This is a genomic window from Acinetobacter sp. KB005, assembly GCF_049949095.1.
Lineage (GTDB): Bacteria > Pseudomonadota > Gammaproteobacteria > Pseudomonadales > Moraxellaceae > Acinetobacter > Acinetobacter calcoaceticus.
In genome coordinates, this window is record NZ_CP188191.1 from 1265978 (window position 1) to 1287326 (window position 21349).

The window sequence follows — 21349 nt, forward strand, 5'->3', positions numbered from 1 at the left end:
TTAAAAAGATAAACTGGTAAATACGAATTGATAATCTTTCTTAATCACAAAAATATAGTAAGTTTTTGAAAGATATTAAATAAAGTTAATAGTTATATTTGAGACTTATAATAAGAATTATTCCCATATTTAATAGTTACAAGAAAGTTAAAATGTAGAGAAAAATAAGCTATATATTTAAATAAAAGCTTTGCATAATAAATAAAAAGCACTTTATTACATTAAAAGGAGAGATTAAATGAAAGCATTTCTCATCGTAGATGAACTGACTCAGTTTCATTGGGTAATGCTGAAGTCTGTCCTATTGATTTTGGGTTTATTGCCGATTGCCGAAGTTTTTTTAAAGTTATGGCTTAATACCGAAGGAAGTAGCCAAATCATGATTGGTTTCTTTGCATTAAGTATTGTGAGTGCATGGTTAATGGTGAGCTTCTTTACTGCATTAAAAGCGAGTGTCTGGCAAGCTAAACAAATATCCACTAAATATGAGCAATTGCTTTTTAAAGCCTATCGTTATGTGCCAATGGTCTTTTTATCGAGTTTAGTTGCTTATTTATCTTTGCAATTATCGATCGCTTTTTAATGATATTTTAAAACCAAATTTTTAAATAAAACGTAGACTGAATATCTACGTTTTATTTTTTTAATTTAAGCAGGCTGTTGTACTAGCATTGCTGTAATTTTACGAACGATAGGCAGGATGAAAAGTAGCGTTGGGAAAGCAATTAACCAAGAAATAGCCCATGCAGACATCCATACATAAATGGAAAATTCTTCTAATCCCAAACTTCGTAATGTACTAATCATTGAAACCACTAACGTCATAATGATCGATAGAAGAAAGGGTAAAACGATAGATGTATAGCGATTTGGAAGTTTTTTAAAACTAAACAAAGATTTTGAGTTTTGCATTTTTGACTCCGTAAACCAACAAACGCCAGTGCCATTCAAAAATATAAAAATATTTTGAACAAATAGCTCCAAGCATTGTTGGAGGTATGTTGGCACGTTGATTGACGTAAACGTTTACGGCTTTTTGATGAGCAGATTTAATTTAGCACGAATTTTTCAAACTGGAAATAAAAAGAGGGTATTTCTTTATTTGTACATATTATATGCTTCAAATCAGATGTTTAAGCACATGAGAAAAAGTAAATGGAACAAATCGAGTGGAATGATTTTTTAAAAGTAGAGCTTCGCGTTGGTAAAATTATTGAAGCTGAAGTTTTCGAAAAGGCACGTAAACCTGCCTATATTTTGCATGTAGATTTTGGTGAAGAGTTAGGTGTACGTAAATCGAGTGCTCAGATTACTAAACTCTATCAGCCACAAGATTTAGTTGGTAAGTTGGTGGTTGCTGTAGTGAATTTTCCTAAAAAACAAATAGGACCTATTCAGTCAGAATGTTTGGTGACAGGATTTCATAATGCAGATGGTGATGTAGCACTTTGTATCCCAGAGTTTGAAGTGCCTCTGGGTACAAAGTTATTGTAAGTTAGCGGCGGGATTTAAAAGAAACGTCAACTTTACGTGGACGATAAACCCAACCTAAAACCAGCAGTAATACTGCAAATCCTAAAATTGGATAATCACCTAAACGGTTATAAAGGGTTTGACCTTGCATGGCTGGTAAATCGCCTCTCAAGACAAACTCTTTGTCGATCGGTGCTTGTTCAGTGATATGACCATTTTGATCAATAAAGGCAGTTACACCCGTATTGGTTGCACGGATAAACCAGCGGCCATTTTCTTTAGCTCGCATTTGTACCATTTGTAAATGTTGCAATGGTCCAGCAGTGCCAGTAAACCAAGCGTCATTAGATACAGTCACTAAAAAGTCGCTGTCTTCTGCATTACGTCGGGTGAGGTTTGGATAAGCCACTTCATAACAAATCGCAGCGGCAAGCGCGTGCCCCTTAATCATAAGTGGTTTTTGGTCCCTCTCGCCACGTGTAAAACCGCTCATGCTAATATCATTTTGCATGGCCGGTAGTACCCAAGACAGTAAACCTGAAAGAGGGATGTATTCACCAAAAGGCACAAGACGTTGCTTTTTATATAGACCACTGGAGTCGCTTCCAGAAGCCATAATACTGTTGTAATACAGTGGGCTACCAACTTCATGTGATTTGGTAACATCCCAGTAAGGAATTCCGGTTACCCATGCAGTGTGGTTCTTTTTAGCTTGTGCATCCATTGCATCCAAAAACGGTTCGATATCGGTTTGGAAGAGTGGAATTGAAGATTCAGGCCATACAATTAAGTCACGGCCCCATTCAGATTGAGTCAAACCTGCATAAATCTCTAATGTTCTAACTTGATATTCGGTTAGCCATTTTAAATCTTGTGGAATATTGCCCTGAATGAGTGAAACACTAAGCGGCTTGGCAGCTTTAGGTTTTACAAACTGTATATATGATGCTCCCCACGCGCCCAAAACTAACAGGGCAGAAGGGATAACCCAGAAAATACGCTTACGTAGAACTTCAACTAAAGCACAGGCTAATACAATGACGACAAAGGAAATTGCATAAATACCGAATAGAGGCGCATAACCATCGAGTAAACGCTCGGTAAACGCGTAACCTACAAACAGCCATGGAAAACCTGTAAATACCCAAGTTTTTGCCCACTCAAAAACAATCCAGAGTGGTGCGAAAGTCAGTGGTGTTTCAGGGAAGAAACGTCGGTAAACCCAAGTCTGAAATGCGGTAAATAAGCCCATCACAAGGGCCATAATGACAATCATACAAACGCTTAGAAATGCATTGGTATCGCCATATACATGGATGGAGGTGTAGAGCCAGAAAGCTCCCACAAACCATAAGCCAAAGCCATAACTCCAGCCAATAGCAAAAGCTTGTTTGGCTGAACGTTTATGTAATGATGCATAGAGTAGGGCTGGAGATAATATTGCCAACCACCACCAATAATAAGGTGCCAGTGAAAAACTGAATACGGCACCTGAAAATAAAGCAATGAGTAAAGGAAAAATTAAAGGAAGCTGTTTTTGTTGTTGCGAAGAATCTAACAACTTTTCAAAGTATGCTCTCATTGACGTACAGCTCGAATCAGATGAATAGTGCGGGCATCTGCTTCAACAATTGTAAATAACCAATTTCCAAGTTCAACAGTTTGACCTTGTAAATCACTTACGAGACCAATCTCTTGAAGCAATAAACCGCCGACAGTTTCTACTTCATCGTCAGAAAAATCAGCATCTAAAACAGTATTGAAATGTTCAATTGGTGTAAGTGCTTGCACCATCCATGCATTTGCTACTGTATGGTCATTGTCAGGAACAATGTACTGAGCATCTTCATCAGCAGTGTCATGTTCGTCTTCGATTTCGCCAACGATTTCTTCAAGAATATCTTCAAGCGTAACAAGACCAGCCGTTGAACCATATTCATCAATCACAATTGCAATGTGAGTCTGAGTATGTTTCAACATGCGTAGTACCTGATCGGAGCGCGCACTTTCTGGAACAAATAAGGGTTGACGCATGAGAACTCGAATATCGACTTTGGTATTCGGTTCGGTTAGAAACGGCAATAAATCTTTTGCGAGCAAAATCCCGACAACATTATCAGGCTGATCAGAAGAGAAGACTGGAAAGCGTGAGTGAGCAGACTCGACCAGTACATCAAGAATATCAAGTAACTGATCATCTTCTTGCAAACTGATCATTGCTGTTCGTGGTGTCATGACTTCACGAATTTTTGTAGCAGGAAGGTCAAGAACACCTTCAAGCATGGCAACAGTATCTGGTTCTAAAAAGCGACGTGAATTTTGGACTAATTTTAATAATTCATCACGGGTTTCTGGTGCTGTACCTAACCATTTTCGTAAGCCGCGCATTCCCCACGACGGACTTGGTTCCTCTTGCATGATCTTTCCTAAAGACTCAATCTATCAAATGAATACTTTGAATCATACCGAAGAAAAGATGCTTATGCATCTATAAAACCAGCTAAAAGACAAAACGCATATTGTTATGTAAAAGCCAGTTACAGTTAACAGCTCAGTAATTTGTTTATGCTAAAATGTGAAAATTCTATTTGTTCGAGTTTGTCATGTCGGAACAATCCATTTCACCTACTGTCCAAATTAATACACGTGGTTTACGTTGTCCTGAACCTGTCATGATGTTGCATCAAGCCATCCGCAAATCTAAATCTGGCGATGTGGTTGAAGTCTTCGCAACAGACAACTCGACCTCGTGGGATATTCCTAAATTTTGTATGCATTTAGGCCATGAGTTGCTTTTGCAAGAAGAGCGCTTAGATGAAAATGGTCATAAAGAATTTCATTACTTAGTGAAGAAAGGGTAATAGAATAATAAGGCTTCTAATAAAAACTATTAGAAGCCATTAATAATTCAAATTTAATTTGAAATGATAATTTTTTACAAATAAGAATCATTATATAATCTATAAAATGATGTATATAAATGACGCATAAAAATGAATGAATATTTTGTGAAACGAAGCTTATTTATTTTTCTTTGGTTTTTCTGCATTGCTGGTTTATTACATATAGAGACTTCTTGGTTATCTGAAACTGTTGCTACCATTATTTTACTTACTGTTGTTATTTTTGGCTCAATTCTATTAGGTTATAGAAATGCACATTTTGCTCCCGAACCAAAAATAAAGATGAGTCTGATTTTGCATACAAGTTTTATGGGGCTTATGTTAGTTATTGATTTATTGTTTGGTAAATCGGATTGGTACTTCGATTTAGCTCGAAACTTTGGTTTTCTTGGCCTATTTTTATTAGGCACATTTATTTTTTATAAAAAGAATCTTAATTTAAACGTAGCAAAAATACCGCCTTTTCAATAAGCGAACTCCAATAAGAAGCCCCGAATAATCGGGGCTTCTTTGTATTACATGTTCGGGTATGAGACACGGCTAGCAAAGCAACGCTTTGCCGTGTCGCAAGGAATTACATATTAGGGTAATTCGGACCACCACCACCTTCAGGCGTTACCCATGTGATGTTTTGAGATGGGTCTTTAATGTCACAGGTCTTACAGTGAACGCAGTTCGCTGCGTTAATCTGGAAGCGTTTAGAACCATCATTATCTTCCATGATTTCATAAACACCAGCAGGGCAGTAGCGCTGTGCAGGCTCATCCCATTTCGGTAAGTTTACGTTCACTGGAATTGACGGATCAGTAAGCTTCAAATGAGCTGGCTGGTTTTCTTCATGTACAGTGTTTGAGATAAACACAGAAGACAAACGGTCAAATGTTAATTTGCCATCTGGTTTTGGATAGTTTGGCTTGAAGCTCGTTGCATCAACAGTTTTCAATGCAGCGAAGTCTTGCTTCAAGTCATGTAAGGTGAATGGAACTTTAAAGACGTTTTGGTCGATAAAGTTAAATGCACCACCAATCCATTGACCAAATTTATGCATTGCTGGGCCAAAGTTACGAGAGTTATAAAGCTCTTCTTTTAACCAGCTGTTGTTGAATTTGTCAGTGTATGACGTTAATTCTTTAGTGAATAAATCTTCGCCTTCAGTAACGCGCGCAATCGCAAGGTCACCGCCTTTTTCTACACCAGCAGCAATCGCTTCAAATACAGCTTCACCACATAACATGCCTGATTTCATGGCAGTGTGTGAGCCTTTGATTTTTGCAAAGTTTAAGAAACCTGCATCATCACCAATCAAGCAACCGCCTGGGAAAGTCAATTTAGGCAATGAGTTGAAACCGCCTTTCACTACAGCACGTGCGCCGTAAGAAATACGTTTACCACCTTCTAAAAACTGTTTAATGAGTGGATGAGTTTTCCAGCGCTGCATTTCCATAAATGGATACATGTGTGGATTTTCATAAGACAAGTCCACGATCATACCCAAAGTCACTTGGTTGTTTTCAGCGTGGTATAACCACCAGCCACCAGAAGAAGCTGTTTCAGCCAATGGCCAGCCTGCACCGTGCATGACTAAGCCCGGTTTATGTTTTGCAGGGTCGATTTCCCAAAGCTCTTTAATCCCAATACCGTAGTGCTGAGGATCAACATTTTTATCGAGGTTATATTTTGCAATCAGGCGTTTACCTAAGTGACCACGGCAACCTTCAGCAAAGAGAGTGTATTTAGCGTGAAGTTCATAGCCTGGTGTAAAGTTATGCGTTGGTTCGCCATCTTTACCAATACCCATGTCACCAGTTTGAATACCTTTTACAGTACCATCTTCGTGGTAAAGCACTTCAGATGCAGCAAAGCCAGGGAAAATAGAAACTTCTAGTTCTTCAGCTTTTTGGCCTAACCAGCGAACCACGTTACCTAAAGAGATAACATAGTTGCCATCGTTATGCATGGTTTTAGGAACCATCCAGTGAGGCACTTCTTTAGATGTGGTGTCTGAAAGCAAGAAGAAAGTTTTATCTTCAGTTACAGGTACGTTTAAAGGCGCACCTTCTTCCTTCCAGTTCGGGAAAAGTTCGTTGATGGCACGTGGCTCAAGCACAGCACCAGACAAGATATGCGCACCTACTTCAGAGCCTTTTTCAACTACACAAACAGAAAGATCGGGTAAGTTATTTTCAATCGCTAATTGACGGATCTTAATCGCAGCAGATAGACCTGCAGGTCCTGCACCTACGATGACAACGTCAAACTCCATCGATTCACGTTCGATGTGTTCCATGTAGGACTCCTCAATACTTAAAGGTGGCAACCGTCATATTCAGAAATTCGGTGCTGCCGTGAGTGTTTTAATCCATAGGCGCAAATATGCTATTGTGCCTTTTATCGTTTTGGCTAGTATAGTTTTAAACCATGATCTAGCCAATTGGCTGAGTCGTCATATTTTTTCGTCAGCAAGGCATAAACTATGGTAAATCAAAATAATTCCCCATCGGATATGGGAAAAATACCGTTATCTGATGATAAAAACTTAATGAACATTGCACAATACTTAAAAGGTGTACAGCAAAGTCACAAAAGGTCAATTCCACCTTTAGAGCAGTGGCATCCAAAGCATTGCGGCAAAATGGATTTGACGGTTAAAGCCAATGGAGAATGGTGGCACGAAGGTCAATTGATTAAGCGCCAAGCCCTATTAGATCTATTTACCAAAGTCCTATGGAAAGAAGAGGGTAAATTCTACCTGAAAACCCCCGTAGAACAAATTGAAATTGAGGTCGAAGATGAACCTTTATTAGTCAATCAGGTAGATCAAGTTGAAATTTCAGGTGATCAATTTTTACAACTGACCACGACGAATCAAGATGTGATTTTGGTTGATGCTGAACATCCAATTTTTATGCGTGAATATGACGGGGAATTGCGTCCTTATGTGCATGTGCGTTTTGGAATTAACGCCCTTATTCAACGTCAGTCTTTTTATCATTTAGTGAACTATGGAACACTCATTGAAAAAGAGAATGGTGAAACCATTTTAGAGTTAAAAAGTGGTAATTTGCTCTTGCAATTAGGCACTTGAGGTTTAAGCTTTAGGAAGTGAAAATTTCCGACACTTCAGTACAGCCATGACAGCCATACAACCTCTATTTACCGATCTAGAACCTATGCCTAACGCATCTGCTGATGCTCCAATTGGTATTTTTGATTCGGGAATTGGAGGAATGTCAGTTGCAGCAGAAATTGCCAGATATTTGCCAAACGAACGTATTGTGTATTATGCCGATACTGCCTACGTTCCTTATGGCCCACGTTCCGATGACGAAATTAGAGAGCTCACAGCTCGTGCTGTCGATTGGTTATACCGTCAGGGTTGCAAAATTGCGGTTGTAGCCTGTAATACCGCCTCAGCATTTAGTCTTGACCATTTACGCGAGCATTATGGTGAACACTTTCCAATTGTTGGGTTAGTTCCAGCATTAAAACCTGCCGTATTGCAAACACGTTCTAAAGTGGTTGCCGTGTTGGCGACTCCTGCTACTTTTCGTGGACAACTCATTAAAGATGTTGTTGAAAAGTTTGCTGTTCCAGCAGGTGTTAAAGTGATGACTTTAACCAACCTCGAACTTGTTCCTTGTGTGGAAGCGGGACAGCAAATGGGGGAGGCTTGTTTAAACGCATTAAAAGAGGTTTTACAGCCTGCCGCAGAGCAAGGTGCAGACTATTTAGTGCTCGGTTGTACTCATTATCCTTTCTTAAATGAAGCAATTCATCATCTTTTTGATAACCAATTCACACTGATTGATTCGGGATTAGCAGTAGCCCGACAAACAGCCCGTATTTTAATAAAAAATGCGTTATTATGTGACCAAATAGGTCAGAATGTTGCACGTATTGAATGTTATGTCAGCGGAAATAATGCTGAGGCACTGCAACCTGTTTTACAACATATGATTCCACAAGAGTTAACTTGGACACTTCATAATCTGAACTAGTTTTTTTATCGTTTAGAAAGTAGTGTTTTTAGATTTATTATTTTATTTGGGGCGGTTCATGATCTTGGCTGATATTAAGTCACGTACAGGTCATGGGGCGAAAGGGTATTGTTATGCTCGATACACGCTATCAGATTTTTATTTCAACGTCTGGCCGCGATATGCAGCCAGAGCGAATGGTTTTGTCTCAAACCTTGGTGGGGATGGGTTTCTTTGCTTGGGGATTAGAGCATCGAACACCTTTAACCACTACACTTGCACGTCGACAGATTGATGAATGTGATTATGTAATCCTACTTCTAGGAAGTCAGTATGGAGAACAAGCGATTTCTGGTGTGAGTTATCTGTCTTTAGAGTATGAATATGCGTTAAGTCAGGCGAAACCGATTATTGTTTTCATGCATGAACAGCCAGAAAACCGTGAAATAGATTTACAAGAAACACATTCACAACTTAAAGATAAATTTCTCGCATTTAGAAAAAAATTATTACACGAAGCAGAGCATATTTTTTACTTTAAAACTCCACGTGAACTGGAGTTGGCTGTTCGTTTGAATATCCCTTTAATGATTGAGCAGTATGGGGGAAAAGGCTGGGTTCCTGCACATCAAGCTCAGCAGTTAGAAGATGAAATTAAGCTATTAAAAAGTAAAATTTTACAGTTAGAACAGCGAGTAACCGAGCCATCTACACAGTTAAATGAAGTTGCACCGCAAGATATTTTTGCATTTGAATATCAGATTCGAGCATTTCAGGATGGCAACTTTAAAGAGCTTAAACGACAGCGGCAAATGACGTGGTCTCAGTTGTTAAGCGTGCTGGCAAAGCGCTTTGAAACAGCGGTGCCAGAAGAGAATTTTGGAATTTGTCTGAATGAATATTTAAACCAGGCTGGCTTAGAAGATGCTCGTCAGGAATTGCCTCGTGCGCATGCGGTTGCCTGTGCACAGATTAATCACAAGGCACTATTCCGAATTAAAAATCAAATGCAATCGCAAGGCTGGATTGTTCCAACTCAAACTGAACAATCGTATGGCTTATGGAAACTAACCACTAAAGCTCAAAAGATATTGTTGAGCTATAAATGGAATCATCGGGGCGTTCGATTAAAAGCTTAGAGCGATTCAATTTATATATGACAATGAAAACTGTTACATTAGTGTCATAAGATGAACTGAAAGGCATTTACACATGTCGTTTGAACAAAAACCGAAAGTTACTGTCATTTTAGCGAATTTAGGCACACCAGATGAGGCGACTGTGCCTGCGGTGCGCCGTTTTTTAAAACAGTTTTTATCTGATTCACGCGTGATTGAAATACCGAAACTGATCTGGTGGATAATTTTAAATCTGTTTGTTTTGCCTTTTCGCCCGAAAAGAGTGGCGCATGCCTATGCCTCGGTATGGTCCGCAGATTCACCAATGCGTGAAATTGTGTTTGAACAAACCAAACGTGTGCAGGCTTATCTACAGCAGGAAAATAAACAGTTTGATTTAACTGTTTTACCCGCAATGACCTATGGAAATCCGGGGATTGATGCAGTTTTAGAAAAATTGACGGCTAACCCGCAAGAACATGTCATTTTATTACCTTTGTTTCCTCAGTATTCCGCAACATCTACAGCGCCGTTATACGATGCATTTGCCAAATGGATTCCTAAACAGCGGAATTTGCCGGGGCTGACGATTATTAAAGACTATTATCAGCATCCAATGTTTATTCAGGCATTGGCAGAAAGCGTTTTAGCCTACCAAGAGCAGCATGGCAAACCTGAAAAACTATTGATGTCATTTCATGGAATTCCACAGCCATATGCAGACAAAGGTGACCCTTATGCAGACCGTTGTCGCATCACAGCAAAGTTAGTCGCTGAAGCTTTACATTTAAAAGATGATGAATGGGCGATTAGCTTCCAGTCACGTTTTGGGAAACAAGAATGGGTGAAACCTTATACCGACCAGCTATTACAAGATTGGGCAAAGCAAGGTGTTAAGTCCGTTCAGGTATTAAGCCCAGCTTTTTCTGCCGATTGTCTAGAAACGCTTGAAGAGTTAGCGATTCAAAATGCTGAACTATTTCAACAAGCAGGCGGTGGAAGCTATGCTTATATTCCAGCTTTAAATAGCGATCAGGCTCATATTGATTTGCTTGCAGGTTTAGTTCAGGCTAATCTTGATGCCCTTACTTATACCTTAGCCCACCGTTAATTGTGTTTTAGCCAGAGGTTTTTATGCTGCAAGTCAAAATTGTTCCAGTTACTGCATTTGCCCAAAATTGTTCCATCATTTGGGACAGTGAAACGAAAGAAGCGGTTTTGATTGATGCTGGTGGTGACGCTGCTGTTTTGAAAAAAGAAGTTGAAGCTTTAGGTCTAAAAGTGAAGGCCCTGTGGCTAACTCATGGGCATTTAGATCATGCTGGAGCGGTGGGTGAGCTTGCTAAAGAATGGAGCGTTCCAGTTATTGGTCCACATAAAGAAGATCAGTTCTGGTTAGACATGATTCAGGAAGTATCAGCACGGTATGGCTTCCCAATTCCGCAGCCTGTTAAAGTCGATCAATGGCTTGAAGGTGGCGAAGTGCTAAAACTGGGTGAAGATGAGTTTGAGGTGCGCTTTGCACCGGGGCATACACCAGGACATGTTGTTTTCTATAATAAAAATCATGGCTTACTTTGGACGGGCGATGTTCTGTTTAAAGGTTCGATTGGACGAACAGACTTCCCGCGAGGCAATCATGAGCAGTTAATTGAATCGATTAAACGTGAATGTTTTAGTTTGCCAGATGATACTCAGTTTATTTCTGGACATGGTCCGATGAGTACCATTGGCTATGAAAAGCAATTTAACCCGTTTGTCGCTGGTAAAGCAGGTTAATCCTCATAATCATCTTCATTTTGACTACCCTTGTTTTGCTGAGGAGCATCTTGGGTAGGCAATTTATATTCATCGTTTGCCCAAGCGCCTAAATCAATTAATTTACAGCGTTCTGAGCAAAACGGACGAAACTCATTACCTTCCCAAACACTTGGTCCACCACAACGTGGGCAGGGAAATGTACGTGGCATATAGCGATATCCTCAAAGTGAAGAGAAATAGATTAGGCAAAAGTCAGGTGAGTTGTTAGACTTATGCCGATTTTTATTTAGTTTGATGTGATTATGCCGATTCGTCAATTTCAAGCACAACGTATGCAAGCGCCTCGTGATTTTACCCCAATTGAAAATACACCGATTTGTGTTGAAATTGGTGCTGGCAAGGGTAAACATGCTTTGCTCTTTAGCGGCCAACAGCCACAGCATACGTTATATGCAATTGAACGAACCCGAGAAAAATTCTTGGCAATGCAAAAACAGCATGGTTTGGAACCAAGAGATAATTTGGTACCTGTACATGCAGATGCTTTACCTTGGGTTGTACACGCTCTACACCCTGCTCAAGTTGAACATTTCTTTATACTCTATCCAAATCCAGAACCACATAATCCGGCACAGCGCTGGTTGAATATGCCATTTTTTGAGTTCTTAATCTCACGCCTGCAAACAGGTGGAACCATTACATTGGCAAGTAATATTCCTGAATATATTGAAGAAGCAGAACAGCAGTTAATTCATGTGTGGAAGCTGCCTTATCAAAAAGAAAAAATTGCTCAAACCTCTGCACGTACTCATTTCGAAATTAAGTATTTAGAGCGTGGAGAGCTTTGTCAGCAACTCATTATGACCAAGCCTGAAGGCTACAGCACACGTTTTGATGATTTTGCGCCGCTGCAAGGGCAAACACATGGCGAATAAGCGGGTTGCTATTATTGGGGCAGGCCCAGCAGGTCTTATGGCTGCTGAAGTATTAAGCCAATATGCTTATGACATTGATGTATATGAACAAAAACCATCTGCTGCGCGTAAGTTTCTTATGGCAGGTAAAACAGGGTTAAATATCTCACACGCTGAACCACTAGTACAATTTATTGAGCGTTACGACCGTCCAGAATGGCTAAAACCTTGGATTGAAAAGTGGGATGCCGTCTGGATTCAAGACTGGATGAAAAGTCTTGGAATTGAGTCTTATGTGGGCAGCTCTGGTCGTATTTTTCCGGTCGAAATGAAAGCAGCACCTTTACTGCGTGCTTGGCTAAAACGCTTGGCAGAGCAGCAAGTTAAATTCTTTTATCGTCATCGTTGTATTGATTTGCAAGGTACAACAGTGACTTTGCAAAATCAGACTAATCAAAACACTGAAACTTTTACCCATCAATATGATGCGGTGGTATTGGCATGTGGGGCTGTGTCGTGGTCACAATTAGGTAGTGATGGTGCATGGCAGCAATGGATTCATCAATCTAGTATTGAGCCTTTTCAGCCAAGCAATGCAGGGGTGTTGCATGTTTGGTCTACTTTTATGGAAAGTTGTTTTGGCGAGCCCTTAAAACGCGTCCATGCATGGGTCGATCCTAGCCAAATTACACATGGCGATATTGTAATTACTCACTATGGTTTAGAAAGTGGGGTTATTTATAAACTCGGACGTGCCTTACGAGAACAGCAAAAACAAGGACAAAGCTTAAACCTATTTTTAGATTTATTGCCTGATGTAGAGTTGTCACAGTTAATTAAAAAATTACAGGGTGGTAAGAAACAATCTCTAACCAATATCTGGCGTAAAGCAGGCTTAGACACAGCCAAAATTAGCTTAATCCGAGAAGTCGTTGATAAAGCGCTATGGAACCAACCAGATGCCATGGCTCAGCAAATCAAAGCGCTTCAAATCAAGTTAGAGGGCTTTAGACCTATCGAAGAAGCGATTAGTTGTGCAGGAGGCATTAAGCAAGAAGCACTGTCCGAAAGTTTAAATCTCAAAGAAATATCAGGGGTGTTTTGCTGCGGTGAAATGCTGGATTGGGATGCACCTACAGGTGGTTATTTGCTTACAGCATGCTTTGCCACAGGACGAGCTGCGGGACAGGGCGCGCATTCATTCTTGGAGCGATAAGTGCTTCATTTGGCGCTATGTTTGATAGGTGAAAAGTGTTATTTTTGAGCGATCAATAATAATAGGAGTTGCGATCACATGTCTCAAGCATCACCAGTCTATCAGGGAAGTTGTTTATGCCAAGGTATTCGCTATGAAATTAAGGGCGATATCGGAGATATTATTCAGTGCCACTGCCAACGATGCCGAAAAGCCAATGGAACAGCATTTGCCACGAATGCTCCTGTTAAAAGTGCAGATTTTAAAATTACCCAAGGTGAAGAATTAGTCAAAAAATTTGCTGTGGAAGGTGTGTATCGTTGGTTCTGTAGTGAATGTGGTTCACCTTTGATTAGCTCGCGTGATGGACAGCCCGAACTCTATCGTTTAAGAATTGGTACTCTTGATACACTATTAGATCAAAAACCGACATTACATCTTTTTGCTGCTTCAAAAGCAGAGTGGGATTGTATTCTGGATGATTTGCCGCAGTATGCTGAACGTCCATGATTTAAAAAAGTATATTTCAATCAACTTTTAGATGGACTAATATAATCAAAATAGGGAGATGGCATTCTTCCCTTGAAAAACCGCCGTATTGGCTAATGATGCCTACGTTACCCTCATGTATTTATATCGCTGGGTACGTAGGTTATTGCGTACTTTGCTTATTTTTGGAGTACGCCATGTCACATTTACCTTCATGTTTTTTTACTCTTTTAGCGTCTATCTAAAGGGGTCGTCTTATGTATTACTCTCTACTTTCAATTGCTCTAGGTTCCGTTCTAGGGGCGTGGTTACGTTGGTTTCTAGGCTTAAAACTTAATCCGATCTATCCTCAAATTCCACTAGGTACCGTCACTGTTAATTTAGTGGGTGGGTTTATTATTGGTTTTGCGATTGCTTACTTTGCTCATAGTGACTTAAGTCCGAATTATAAACTTTTTGTGATTACTGGTTTCTGTGGTGCTTTAACCACCTTTTCAACATTCTCGATTGAGATTGTCACTTTGTTGCAAAGTGGTAAATTGGGAATGGCGATGCTGGGGATTTCTATTCATTTAATTGGGTCGTTAATTTTTACGTGTTTGGGGTTGGCGACTTATTATTGGGTAGCTGGAAACTGATTATTCAGATGTTTAAGGCACGATATATATATGGCACGGCCTCTGTTTTACAATATTCTCCAACACCATTTGTATAGGCATACCTTACTTTTGAAAGATCAAAAGTAAGCAAAAATCTTTTGTTTCGCTGATGCTACATCCTTATAGCACAGCGAAACAGCGGCATCCTTGCCGCTTGTCACGATAGTAAATGACTAATTATTATTTAAATTTTAAAAAGAAAATTATCTGATTTATTCTTTGATTTGATACGCGTTAAAGTCATCAACAGCCTGACTGAAATCAGAGATATATTGTTTTTGCAAAATATTGGATAAGTGCAAACAGATAACAGGTTCTGTTGATGAAAATGGTTTTGCCTACTTTTCCCAAAAGAAAAGTAGGTCGAGCCGAAGGCTAATCTAGGTATAAAATCTAACTGAAAAGACTCTGTTGTGACAATCCTATGATTTGAGGCATTAGCTCCTAAAGCTTATTATTTTACAGCTAAAGCCTGACCTTCAAACTTCACACCATCCCAACCATTTTGCATAAACTGACGAATATTTTGATGGTCAGTTCCCTCTGGGGTAGCCAATACAGATGCATAGTGTTCTGCAAATAAACTTAAAGTTTGTGCTTGGTCTAAATCTTGTAATTTGGCAAAAGAGAAAACTTTTGCACTGCCTTGATTTTCAGTAGCAGCGTTATGCTGTGCGCCATTTTGAAAAGCTGTTGGAGTATGTTGGTAGCGTGCTTCAATATGAGCTAAAACGTCTGAAAATTTTGCTGTGCCTGCTTGTAATTGGGCAAGTAACTCTTGTGCCATTATCTTAAACTTCCTATCAAATGAGGGTTTAAGCATAGCATCGAATAGAAGCTTTGAAAGCTTGGCGAATACAAAAAATTGATGAGTTGTGGAAAAAATAAGAATATTTTTTACATAAGTTGTGGATAAGTTCTCTTTTATACACAACATAAAAAGATCGAAAAAACGGACATAAAAAAAGAAGCCTAAGTGGAGGAGATAGTCTTAGGCTTCCAATGATTTAAGTGTATTGATCAAACCTTAACGTAAGATTAACTCTTACGATTAAAGCGAGCGAAACGTTTATTAAAGCTTGCAACACGGCCTTCGTTACTTGCTTGACGTACTTCACCTGTATAGAAAGGGTGTGATGCACTTGAAATATCAAGGGTGACATAAGGATAGACTTGACCTTGATATTCTTTAGTTTGTTTCGTCTGGAGAGTACTGCCAATTAAGAAGTACACATCTGCATTGGTATCATGAAATAACACTTGTTGATAAGCAGGATGAATATCTTTACGCATGAGAGATTGTCCTAAATTATTTTTGATTAAAGAAATGTTATAACATAACAATTAAAAAGTCAATGTACCCCCTAAAGGTCACACTGACTTAAAATTTAATTAGCTAGATGGCGGGACCAGTTCTTCAAATAAATCACTGAGATTGTCATGTACTTTTAAGTGAATCAGGTTCCAGTAATGTCCTGAAATTGTTCTATTGACCATCAGCGTATCTGGTGAAGGTTTAAAGACATCCCAATACTTCAAAGATTTTTTCACAAGTAACATGCCATCATGATGTGATGAGTTCTCGGCAAAATCATAAGTGGTATTAAGCGGGCGTAATAACACTTCAATCCATAGCTTATACAGATCATTTGGGAACTTGCCTTTTTCAGCAAGGGAGTGTAGTTCGAGTAGCTCTGTTTCAATCAGATCAATATTTTCATGGCGAGCTGCATTCACTAAACGCTTGAAGTGCTGAACGATTTCATTTGAAAGTGTTTTAACACTGCCATAGTCATAAATAATTACACTACCGTCTTGGCGGAAAGCGAAATTTCCAGGGTGAGGGTCACAGTGAAAACGTTTTAAAAAGAACATTTCCTGACCTAAAGCACGGATTAGGCGGTTTCCAATTGTATTTCGAATTTCGAGCGGCCAAGAACTTGCAGTTTCAATGCTGTCACCTTGTTCGAGGCTTAGGGTCAAAATACGTCTTGAAGAGTAATCTTTATAAACAGTTGGAATGATAATTTTGTCATCTAACTGACTATGAAATGTTTTAAAGACCTCAAGATTTTGAGCTTCTATTTCATAATTGAGTTCTGCTGAAAGGCTATCCTGAATTTCTGCAAAAAGCTGATCCTGCAACTTTTTATCAATTTTAAGTACGCCCATTAAGCGAAGGGCTAAACGTACTTGTTTTAAGTCACTTTCACAGGCTTCATCAACACCCGGATATTGCACTTTAACCACGACTTGTTCGCCACTAGGCAGAGTAGCTTTGTGAACTTGCCCAATCGATGCAGCAGCAAAAGGTTCACTATCAAAAGATTTAAAAGCCACATTAAGCGGTTTTCCAAGCTCTCGTTCAATTTGCTGTTGAATCGCTGCAAAAGGCATGGCTGGGGCTTGGCGTTGTAACTTTGAAATTGCTTTAGCGACTTCTGGTGGGAAGATATCTTTATATTGCGAAGCAATTTGCCCGACTTTCATGACGGCACCTTTCATTTCTCCTAAGGTGTCGGCAATTTGCAAACCAATATCCTGAAATAATTTGGTTTTTGAAGCCAGCTTTTGCTCTTCATCTGCGGTCAAGTTTCGAATCGAGTTAGAAACGGTTTTCGTTGCAATGCTCGCGGTCATTCCTGCAAGTTTCATAAAACGTTTGCCTGGTGAACTTGCATTCTTTGCCATATCTTCGATACCTCATTGACTACAACATAATATTACCTAGTTTTGATCATAGGTGACAAAGCTTAAAAAGCCTATACGAAATTGTTTATCTCATGTAAGAAAATTTTCGAAAAACAAAATGTTATTTTTATAGTAAAAAATATGAAAAGCTTGTGAAAATCCATTTCATAAACAAAGCTTTAATATCTATATAGTCTCTATTTTTTTAGTGCTAATGTGAATGACAGGTTAAATAAATATAGAGATAACAAAAGCGATGACAAGTTTAAATTCGGCCCATGGACGATCTCAAGCGGTTCCTTTATCTGTATTTGAGCAGTCAAAAGATGCACATATTATTCGTTCTGATGAAGAGGCAATCCAGATTGCAAAACAACTTGCCCAAGAGTTTGCACAAGAGGCATCCGAGCGAGACAGAGAGCGCCGTTTACCCTTAGATGAAATTCAACAGTTCTCACAAAGTGGCTTATGGGCCATTACAGTTCCTAAGCAGTTTGGTGGTGCACAAGTCAGATATCGAACCTTGGCTGAGGTCATAAAAACCATTGCGAGTGTTGATCCATCGCTTGCGCAGCTTCCTCAAAATCATTTGGCTTTTATTGAACATTTACGTCTTGATGCAGGCCCAGAACAACAACAGTTCTTCTTTAATTTAGTGTTGAGAGGCATTCGTTTTGGAAATGCCTTTTCGGAAAAACATAGCAAAACGGTTGCTGACCTCACTACAACATTGAGAAAGACCGAGCACGGTTATGAAATTAATGGCAAGAAGTTCTTTGCAACAGGCGCATTACTTGCACATTGGATTCCGATTGTCGCGGTGAATGAACAGGGGCAGCCTTATGCAGCACTAGTCCCTCGGGAAACGTCAGGGGTGAATATTATTAATGACTGGTCTGGTTTTGGGCAACGAACTACAGCCAGTGGTACTGTTGAACTTAATCAGGTTCCAGTACGTGAAGAATACTTAGTTCCGATTTATCAAGCTTTCGAGCGACCAACACCAGCGGGAGCAATTTCACAGTTTATTCAAGCTGCTGTCGATGCAGGTATTGCACGTGGTGCCATTGAAGAAACAATTCACTATGTCAAAAATCATAGCCGCGCATGGGTCGACTCAGGTTTGGAAAAAGCCAGTGATGATCCTTACACGATTGCAAACATTGGCGATTTAAAAATAAAACTGCGTGCAGCAGAAGCCGTATTGGATTTGGCAGGAGATGCGATTGATCAGGCAATTGCCGACACGACTGAAGAACATGTAAACCAAGCCACCTTACTGGTTGCCGAAGCAAAAGTACTCACCACAGAAGTTGCAATTTTAGCTGCCAATAAGCTTTTTGAATTGTCGGGAACGCGCTCCACTTTGTCTGAGCTTAATCTGGATCGCCATTGGCGTAATGCACGTACCCATACCTTGCATGATCCGGTGCGCTGGAAATATCACATTGTCGGTAATTATTACCTCAATGGTGTCCATCCGCCTCGTCATGCATGGAGCTAAATTGAAGAAAAAATAAGATTAGGAGAATAAAGATGACGATTACTCAAATTGAATTAGAAGAACTGTCTGTAGGCGCTGATTATGAAAAGGTAGCAAGCAGATTTCGTCCAGTTTTTGAAAAAATTGCTCAAGGTGCAATTCAACGAGAAAAAGAACGAATCTTACCTTTTGAACCGATTCAGTGGTTAAAAGAACTGAAATTAGGTGCGGTACGTGTACCTGTTAAATATGGTGGAGATGGGGTGTCATTACCGCAACTTTTCCAGCTTTTAGCAGAATTGGCGCAAGCAGACTCGAATATTGTGCAAGCTTTGCGTGGACACTTCGCTTTTGTTGAAGACCGTTTAGTTGCCCATAAAGAGCATTCGCAGGAGGTTTGGTTTCAGCGTTTTGTACAAGGTGATTTGGTCGGGAACGCATGGACCGAAGTTGGAAATGTACAGATAGGTGACGTCGTTACACGAGTTACCAAAGATGCTTCGGGCAACTTGGTGGTGAATGGTGAAAAGTACTATTCAACTGGAAGTATCTTTGCAGACTGGATAGACCTATTTGCTTATGATGAAGTGAATGACCGCCATGTAATTGCTGCTATTTATCGCCATGAAACAGGGGTAAGTGTGATTGATGATTGGGATGGTTTTGGTCAAAAAACAACGGGCAGTGGCACCTTAAAAGTACATCAGGTTCATTTGCCAGCTTCACACCTCATTCCATTTGATCAGCGTTTTAAATATCAAACTGCTTTTTATCAGGTCGTACACCTTGCAACCTTAACTGGGATTGCGCAGGCAGCTGTAGAAACTTTTAGTCAAGAAATACGTGAGCGAAAACGTATTTTTAGTCATGGTAATGGTGATCTGGTTCGACACGATCCACAAGTTTTACAAGTGGTGGGTAAAGCTTCTGCTCAAGCCTACGCAAGTCAGGCAATTACCTTAAAAACGGCGGAGGCATTACAAAAGGCTTATGAAAGTCACTTTAGTGAGTTAGAGGTGAAAGAGCATCAGTTTAATGTAGATGCTGAGCTTGAGTCCGCACAAGGGCAGGTGGTGATTTCTAACTTGGTACTGGATTTAACCAGCCAATTATTTAATGCTTTAGGCGCATCAGCAAGTAGCCAGGTCAAGCAACTCGACCGCTTCTGGCGTAATGCGCGAACAGTGTCTTCACATAATCCACTTATCTATAAAGAAAAAGTGATTGGTGATTGGGAAGTGAACCGTACGGACTTACCTTTTGTCTGGCAAATTGGAGCAAGCCCACGGGCAAAATCTGCATAGTGTAAAAGAGCCGATATTTTATCGGCTCTTTTTATTAGGTTTGGCTAAGCGTTTGGTGTTGATGTACAACCGCGAAAGTAATAAGACACAGGCAATGCTTAAACCAATAATTAAGCCTAGCCACACACCAGCTACGCCCCAATGGGTATAGCGAGCTAAATAAAGACCAATTGGAAAAGCAATCACCCAATATGCCATGAGCGTAATCCACATCGGCGCTTGAGTATCTTGCATACCTCTTAAACAGCCTGCGGCACTTACTTGTAACGCATCCATCAACTGATATGCCATTGCAAACCAGAGTAAATACATCGCAACAGGAGCTACGGTTAAGTCTTGAGTATAAATCGAGATAATTTGTTCACGGCCTAGAGCAATAAAAGTCATGGTTAATATGGCAAAAAATATTGCTGTGCTCAGACCAATCTTTTGTACCTGATACATTGCAGCCCAGTTCTTTTCACCATAATAAGTACCAACACGGATGGTTAAGGCAATGGCTAGTGAAAGCGGAATCATAAACAGCACAGAGGTAACGGAAATTGCGACTTGGTGCGCAGCAATAAACACTTCACCAAGTGGGCTAAGGACCAATGCACCTGTACTAAAAATACTAATCTCAAAGAACACAGCTAAACCGATTGGTAGACCAAGCTGTAAAATTCTTTTAACCCAAGCCATATTAATTTTATCAAATCGGCCAAAAATAGACGTGTTTCGATAAGCTGAGGCTTTATAAATATAGCCAGCTAAAGTAATCAGCATTAGCCACTGTAAAATGGATGTTGCAAAACCACAGCCTGCGCTACCTAATGCAGGTATTGGTCCTAATCCATGCATAAAAATCATGTTAAGAGGGATTAATACAACTAAAGCTAACATGCTAATAGCTGTGACAGGGCGTGGATGGCCTAATGCTTCTGAATAGCCACGTAGCGCTGCGTACATGGTCACAGCTGGCATACCTAAACCAATTGCATGCAAGAATAGACTTGCTTTAGGTCGTAAGCTCTCTGGTACACCGAACACATGCAAGAAAAATGGCATAAGCTGCAAAATGAGCATTGCCAGTACACCTAAAATGACGGCAACCCACAATGACTGACGAACAACGACAGGAATCTGCTCTGTATTTCTTGCGCCTTTTGCTTCGGCTACCAAGGGTGTAGTTGCAATCATAATGCCGCTGAACAGGAGCATGATTGGAACCCATAAACCGACCCCTACAGCAATTGCTGCTAAATCGGTTGCAGATAAATGCCCAGCCATAATAGTGTCAATTAACCCGAATCCTGCTTGAGCAAACTGGGTAATTAAAATCGGTAGCATTAAGTGGAAGAGTTGTTTTAGTTCAGACCGAAAAGATGTGACATTCGACACAA

Annotated in this window: 24 protein-coding genes, 1 pseudogene and 1 riboswitch; of the genes and pseudogenes, 16 read left to right on the forward strand and 9 right to left on the reverse strand. The window is 40.0% G+C overall.

Annotated features, from left to right (window positions below):
• Positions 1–238: 238 nt before the first annotated feature.
• Complete coding sequence (locus ACPF64_RS06190; protein WP_003654643.1) at positions 239–583, forward strand: hypothetical protein; 345 nt, start codon at positions 239–241, stop codon at positions 581–583.
• Between the two features lie 65 nt (positions 584–648).
• Here the strand turns inward: ACPF64_RS06190 and ACPF64_RS06195 are convergent, their stop codons facing one another.
• Positions 649–912: a DUF2798 domain-containing protein gene (locus tag ACPF64_RS06195; protein ID WP_426455828.1), complete on the reverse strand. Its 264-nt coding sequence runs from the start codon at positions 910–912 to the stop codon at positions 649–651.
• Positions 913–1155: 243 nt separating this feature from the next.
• On the opposite strand from ACPF64_RS06195, the gene ACPF64_RS06200 reads away from it, so the two are divergent.
• The gene (locus ACPF64_RS06200) at positions 1156–1494 is read left to right on the forward strand and encodes a tRNA-binding protein (protein WP_003654647.1); all 339 of its coding nucleotides are present in this window, start codon (positions 1156–1158) and stop codon (positions 1492–1494) included.
• A 1-nt stretch (position 1495) separates the two neighbouring features.
• Here the strand turns inward: ACPF64_RS06200 and lnt are convergent, their stop codons facing one another.
• Complete coding sequence (gene lnt / locus ACPF64_RS06205; RefSeq protein ID WP_426455829.1) at positions 1496–3055, reverse strand: apolipoprotein N-acyltransferase; 1560 nt, start codon at positions 3053–3055, stop codon at positions 1496–1498.
• Entirely contained in the window at positions 3052–3891 is an 840-nt protein-coding gene (locus tag ACPF64_RS06210) for an HlyC/CorC family transporter (RefSeq protein WP_004794939.1), read from the reverse strand. Before ACPF64_RS06210 ends, lnt begins: the two co-directional genes overlap by 4 nt.
• A gap of 185 nt (positions 3892–4076) precedes the next feature.
• Here ACPF64_RS06210 and tusA point away from each other — a divergent pair, with 185 nt between their 5' ends.
• Together tusA and ACPF64_RS06220 are read left to right on the forward strand one after the other, a co-directional pair.
• A complete protein-coding gene (gene tusA / locus ACPF64_RS06215; RefSeq protein WP_005037115.1) occupies positions 4077–4334 on the forward strand; it encodes a sulfurtransferase TusA in 258 nt (85 codons plus the stop codon).
• A 132-nt stretch (positions 4335–4466) separates the two neighbouring features.
• Positions 4467–4847 carry a hypothetical protein gene (locus tag ACPF64_RS06220; RefSeq protein ID WP_426455830.1) on the forward strand — a complete coding sequence of 127 codons (381 nt, stop codon included), beginning with the start codon at positions 4467–4469 and terminating at the stop codon, positions 4845–4847.
• A gap of 103 nt (positions 4848–4950) precedes the next feature.
• Here ACPF64_RS06220 and ACPF64_RS06225 read toward each other — a convergent pair whose 3' ends face one another.
• Positions 4951–6663 carry an electron transfer flavoprotein-ubiquinone oxidoreductase gene (locus ACPF64_RS06225; RefSeq protein ID WP_307011984.1) on the reverse strand — a complete coding sequence of 571 codons (1713 nt, stop codon included), beginning with the start codon at positions 6661–6663 and terminating at the stop codon, positions 4951–4953.
• Positions 6664–6849: 186 nt separating this feature from the next.
• Here ACPF64_RS06225 and ACPF64_RS06230 point away from each other — a divergent pair, with 186 nt between their 5' ends.
• The 5 genes from ACPF64_RS06230 to ACPF64_RS06250 all read left to right on the forward strand — a co-directional run bounded on the left by ACPF64_RS06230 (position 6850) and on the right by ACPF64_RS06250 (position 11250).
• A complete protein-coding gene (locus tag ACPF64_RS06230) occupies positions 6850–7461 on the forward strand; it encodes a DUF1285 domain-containing protein (RefSeq protein WP_004640922.1) in 612 nt (203 codons plus the stop codon).
• A gap of 46 nt (positions 7462–7507) precedes the next feature.
• Positions 7508–8374, forward strand: a complete 867-nt coding sequence (gene murI, locus ACPF64_RS06235; RefSeq protein WP_426455831.1) for a glutamate racemase — start codon at positions 7508–7510, stop codon at positions 8372–8374.
• 113 nt (positions 8375–8487) lie between these two features.
• Positions 8488–9492: a DUF4062 domain-containing protein gene (locus ACPF64_RS06240; RefSeq protein WP_426455832.1), complete on the forward strand. Its 1005-nt coding sequence runs from the start codon at positions 8488–8490 to the stop codon at positions 9490–9492.
• 73 nt (positions 9493–9565) lie between these two features.
• The gene (gene hemH, locus ACPF64_RS06245) at positions 9566–10582 is read left to right on the forward strand and encodes a ferrochelatase (RefSeq protein WP_426455833.1); all 1017 of its coding nucleotides are present in this window, start codon (positions 9566–9568) and stop codon (positions 10580–10582) included.
• A gap of 23 nt (positions 10583–10605) precedes the next feature.
• A complete protein-coding gene (locus tag ACPF64_RS06250) occupies positions 10606–11250 on the forward strand; it encodes an MBL fold metallo-hydrolase (protein ID WP_426455834.1) in 645 nt (214 codons plus the stop codon).
• On the opposite strand, the gene ACPF64_RS06255 is transcribed toward ACPF64_RS06250, so the two are convergent.
• On the reverse strand, positions 11247–11441 hold the full coding sequence (locus ACPF64_RS06255) for a DNA gyrase inhibitor YacG (protein ID WP_003654666.1): 195 nt from the start codon (positions 11439–11441) through the stop codon (positions 11247–11249). The two genes, ACPF64_RS06250 and ACPF64_RS06255, sit on opposite strands and share 4 nt — an antisense overlap.
• 87 nt (positions 11442–11528) lie before the next feature.
• On the opposite strand from ACPF64_RS06255, the gene ACPF64_RS06260 reads away from it, so the two are divergent.
• The 5 genes and pseudogenes from ACPF64_RS06260 to ACPF64_RS06280 form a co-directional block, all read left to right on the forward strand.
• Complete coding sequence (locus tag ACPF64_RS06260) at positions 11529–12167, forward strand: SAM-dependent methyltransferase (RefSeq protein ID WP_080595440.1); 639 nt, start codon at positions 11529–11531, stop codon at positions 12165–12167.
• On the forward strand, positions 12157–13362 hold the full coding sequence (locus ACPF64_RS06265; protein WP_426455835.1) for a TIGR03862 family flavoprotein: 1206 nt from the start codon (positions 12157–12159) through the stop codon (positions 13360–13362). Before ACPF64_RS06260 ends, ACPF64_RS06265 begins: the two co-directional genes overlap by 11 nt.
• A 78-nt stretch (positions 13363–13440) precedes the next feature.
• Complete coding sequence (locus ACPF64_RS06270; protein ID WP_004640936.1) at positions 13441–13851, forward strand: GFA family protein; 411 nt, start codon at positions 13441–13443, stop codon at positions 13849–13851.
• A 45-nt stretch (positions 13852–13896) separates the two neighbouring features.
• A riboswitch (Fluoride riboswitch) is annotated at positions 13897–13963 on the forward strand.
• Positions 13964–14087: 124 nt separating this feature from the next.
• On the forward strand, positions 14088–14468 hold the full coding sequence (gene crcB, locus ACPF64_RS06275) for a fluoride efflux transporter CrcB (protein WP_003654670.1): 381 nt from the start codon (positions 14088–14090) through the stop codon (positions 14466–14468).
• A gap of 221 nt (positions 14469–14689) precedes the next feature.
• Positions 14690–14785, forward strand: a pseudogene (locus tag ACPF64_RS06280) (hypothetical protein); the annotation flags it as partial.
• Positions 14786–14943: 158 nt separating this feature from the next.
• On the opposite strand, the gene ACPF64_RS06285 reads toward ACPF64_RS06280, so the two are convergent.
• From ACPF64_RS06285 to ACPF64_RS06295, 3 genes are all read right to left on the reverse strand, one after another.
• Positions 14944–15276, reverse strand: a complete 333-nt coding sequence (locus tag ACPF64_RS06285; RefSeq protein ID WP_426455836.1) for a HopJ type III effector protein — start codon at positions 15274–15276, stop codon at positions 14944–14946.
• Between the two features lie 251 nt (positions 15277–15527).
• Positions 15528–15782, reverse strand: a complete 255-nt coding sequence (locus tag ACPF64_RS06290) for a type B 50S ribosomal protein L31 (protein ID WP_003654672.1) — start codon at positions 15780–15782, stop codon at positions 15528–15530.
• Positions 15783–15881: 99 nt separating this feature from the next.
• Positions 15882–17180: an ABC1 kinase family protein gene (locus ACPF64_RS06295; RefSeq protein ID WP_426455837.1), complete on the reverse strand. Its 1299-nt coding sequence runs from the start codon at positions 17178–17180 to the stop codon at positions 15882–15884.
• A 256-nt stretch (positions 17181–17436) separates the two neighbouring features.
• Here ACPF64_RS06295 and ACPF64_RS06300 point away from each other — a divergent pair, with 256 nt between their 5' ends.
• Together ACPF64_RS06300 and ACPF64_RS06305 are read left to right on the forward strand one after the other, a co-directional pair.
• The gene (locus tag ACPF64_RS06300; protein ID WP_198079083.1) at positions 17437–18684 is read left to right on the forward strand and encodes an SfnB family sulfur acquisition oxidoreductase; all 1248 of its coding nucleotides are present in this window, start codon (positions 17437–17439) and stop codon (positions 18682–18684) included.
• Positions 18685–18716: 32 nt separating this feature from the next.
• A complete protein-coding gene (locus ACPF64_RS06305; RefSeq protein ID WP_003654675.1) occupies positions 18717–19967 on the forward strand; it encodes an acyl-CoA dehydrogenase family protein in 1251 nt (416 codons plus the stop codon).
• 18 nt (positions 19968–19985) lie between these two features.
• On the opposite strand, the gene abeM is transcribed toward ACPF64_RS06305, so the two are convergent.
• Positions 19986–21347: a multidrug efflux MATE transporter AbeM gene (abeM, locus tag ACPF64_RS06310; protein WP_426455838.1), complete on the reverse strand. Its 1362-nt coding sequence runs from the start codon at positions 21345–21347 to the stop codon at positions 19986–19988.
• Positions 21348–21349 lie beyond the last annotated feature (2 nt).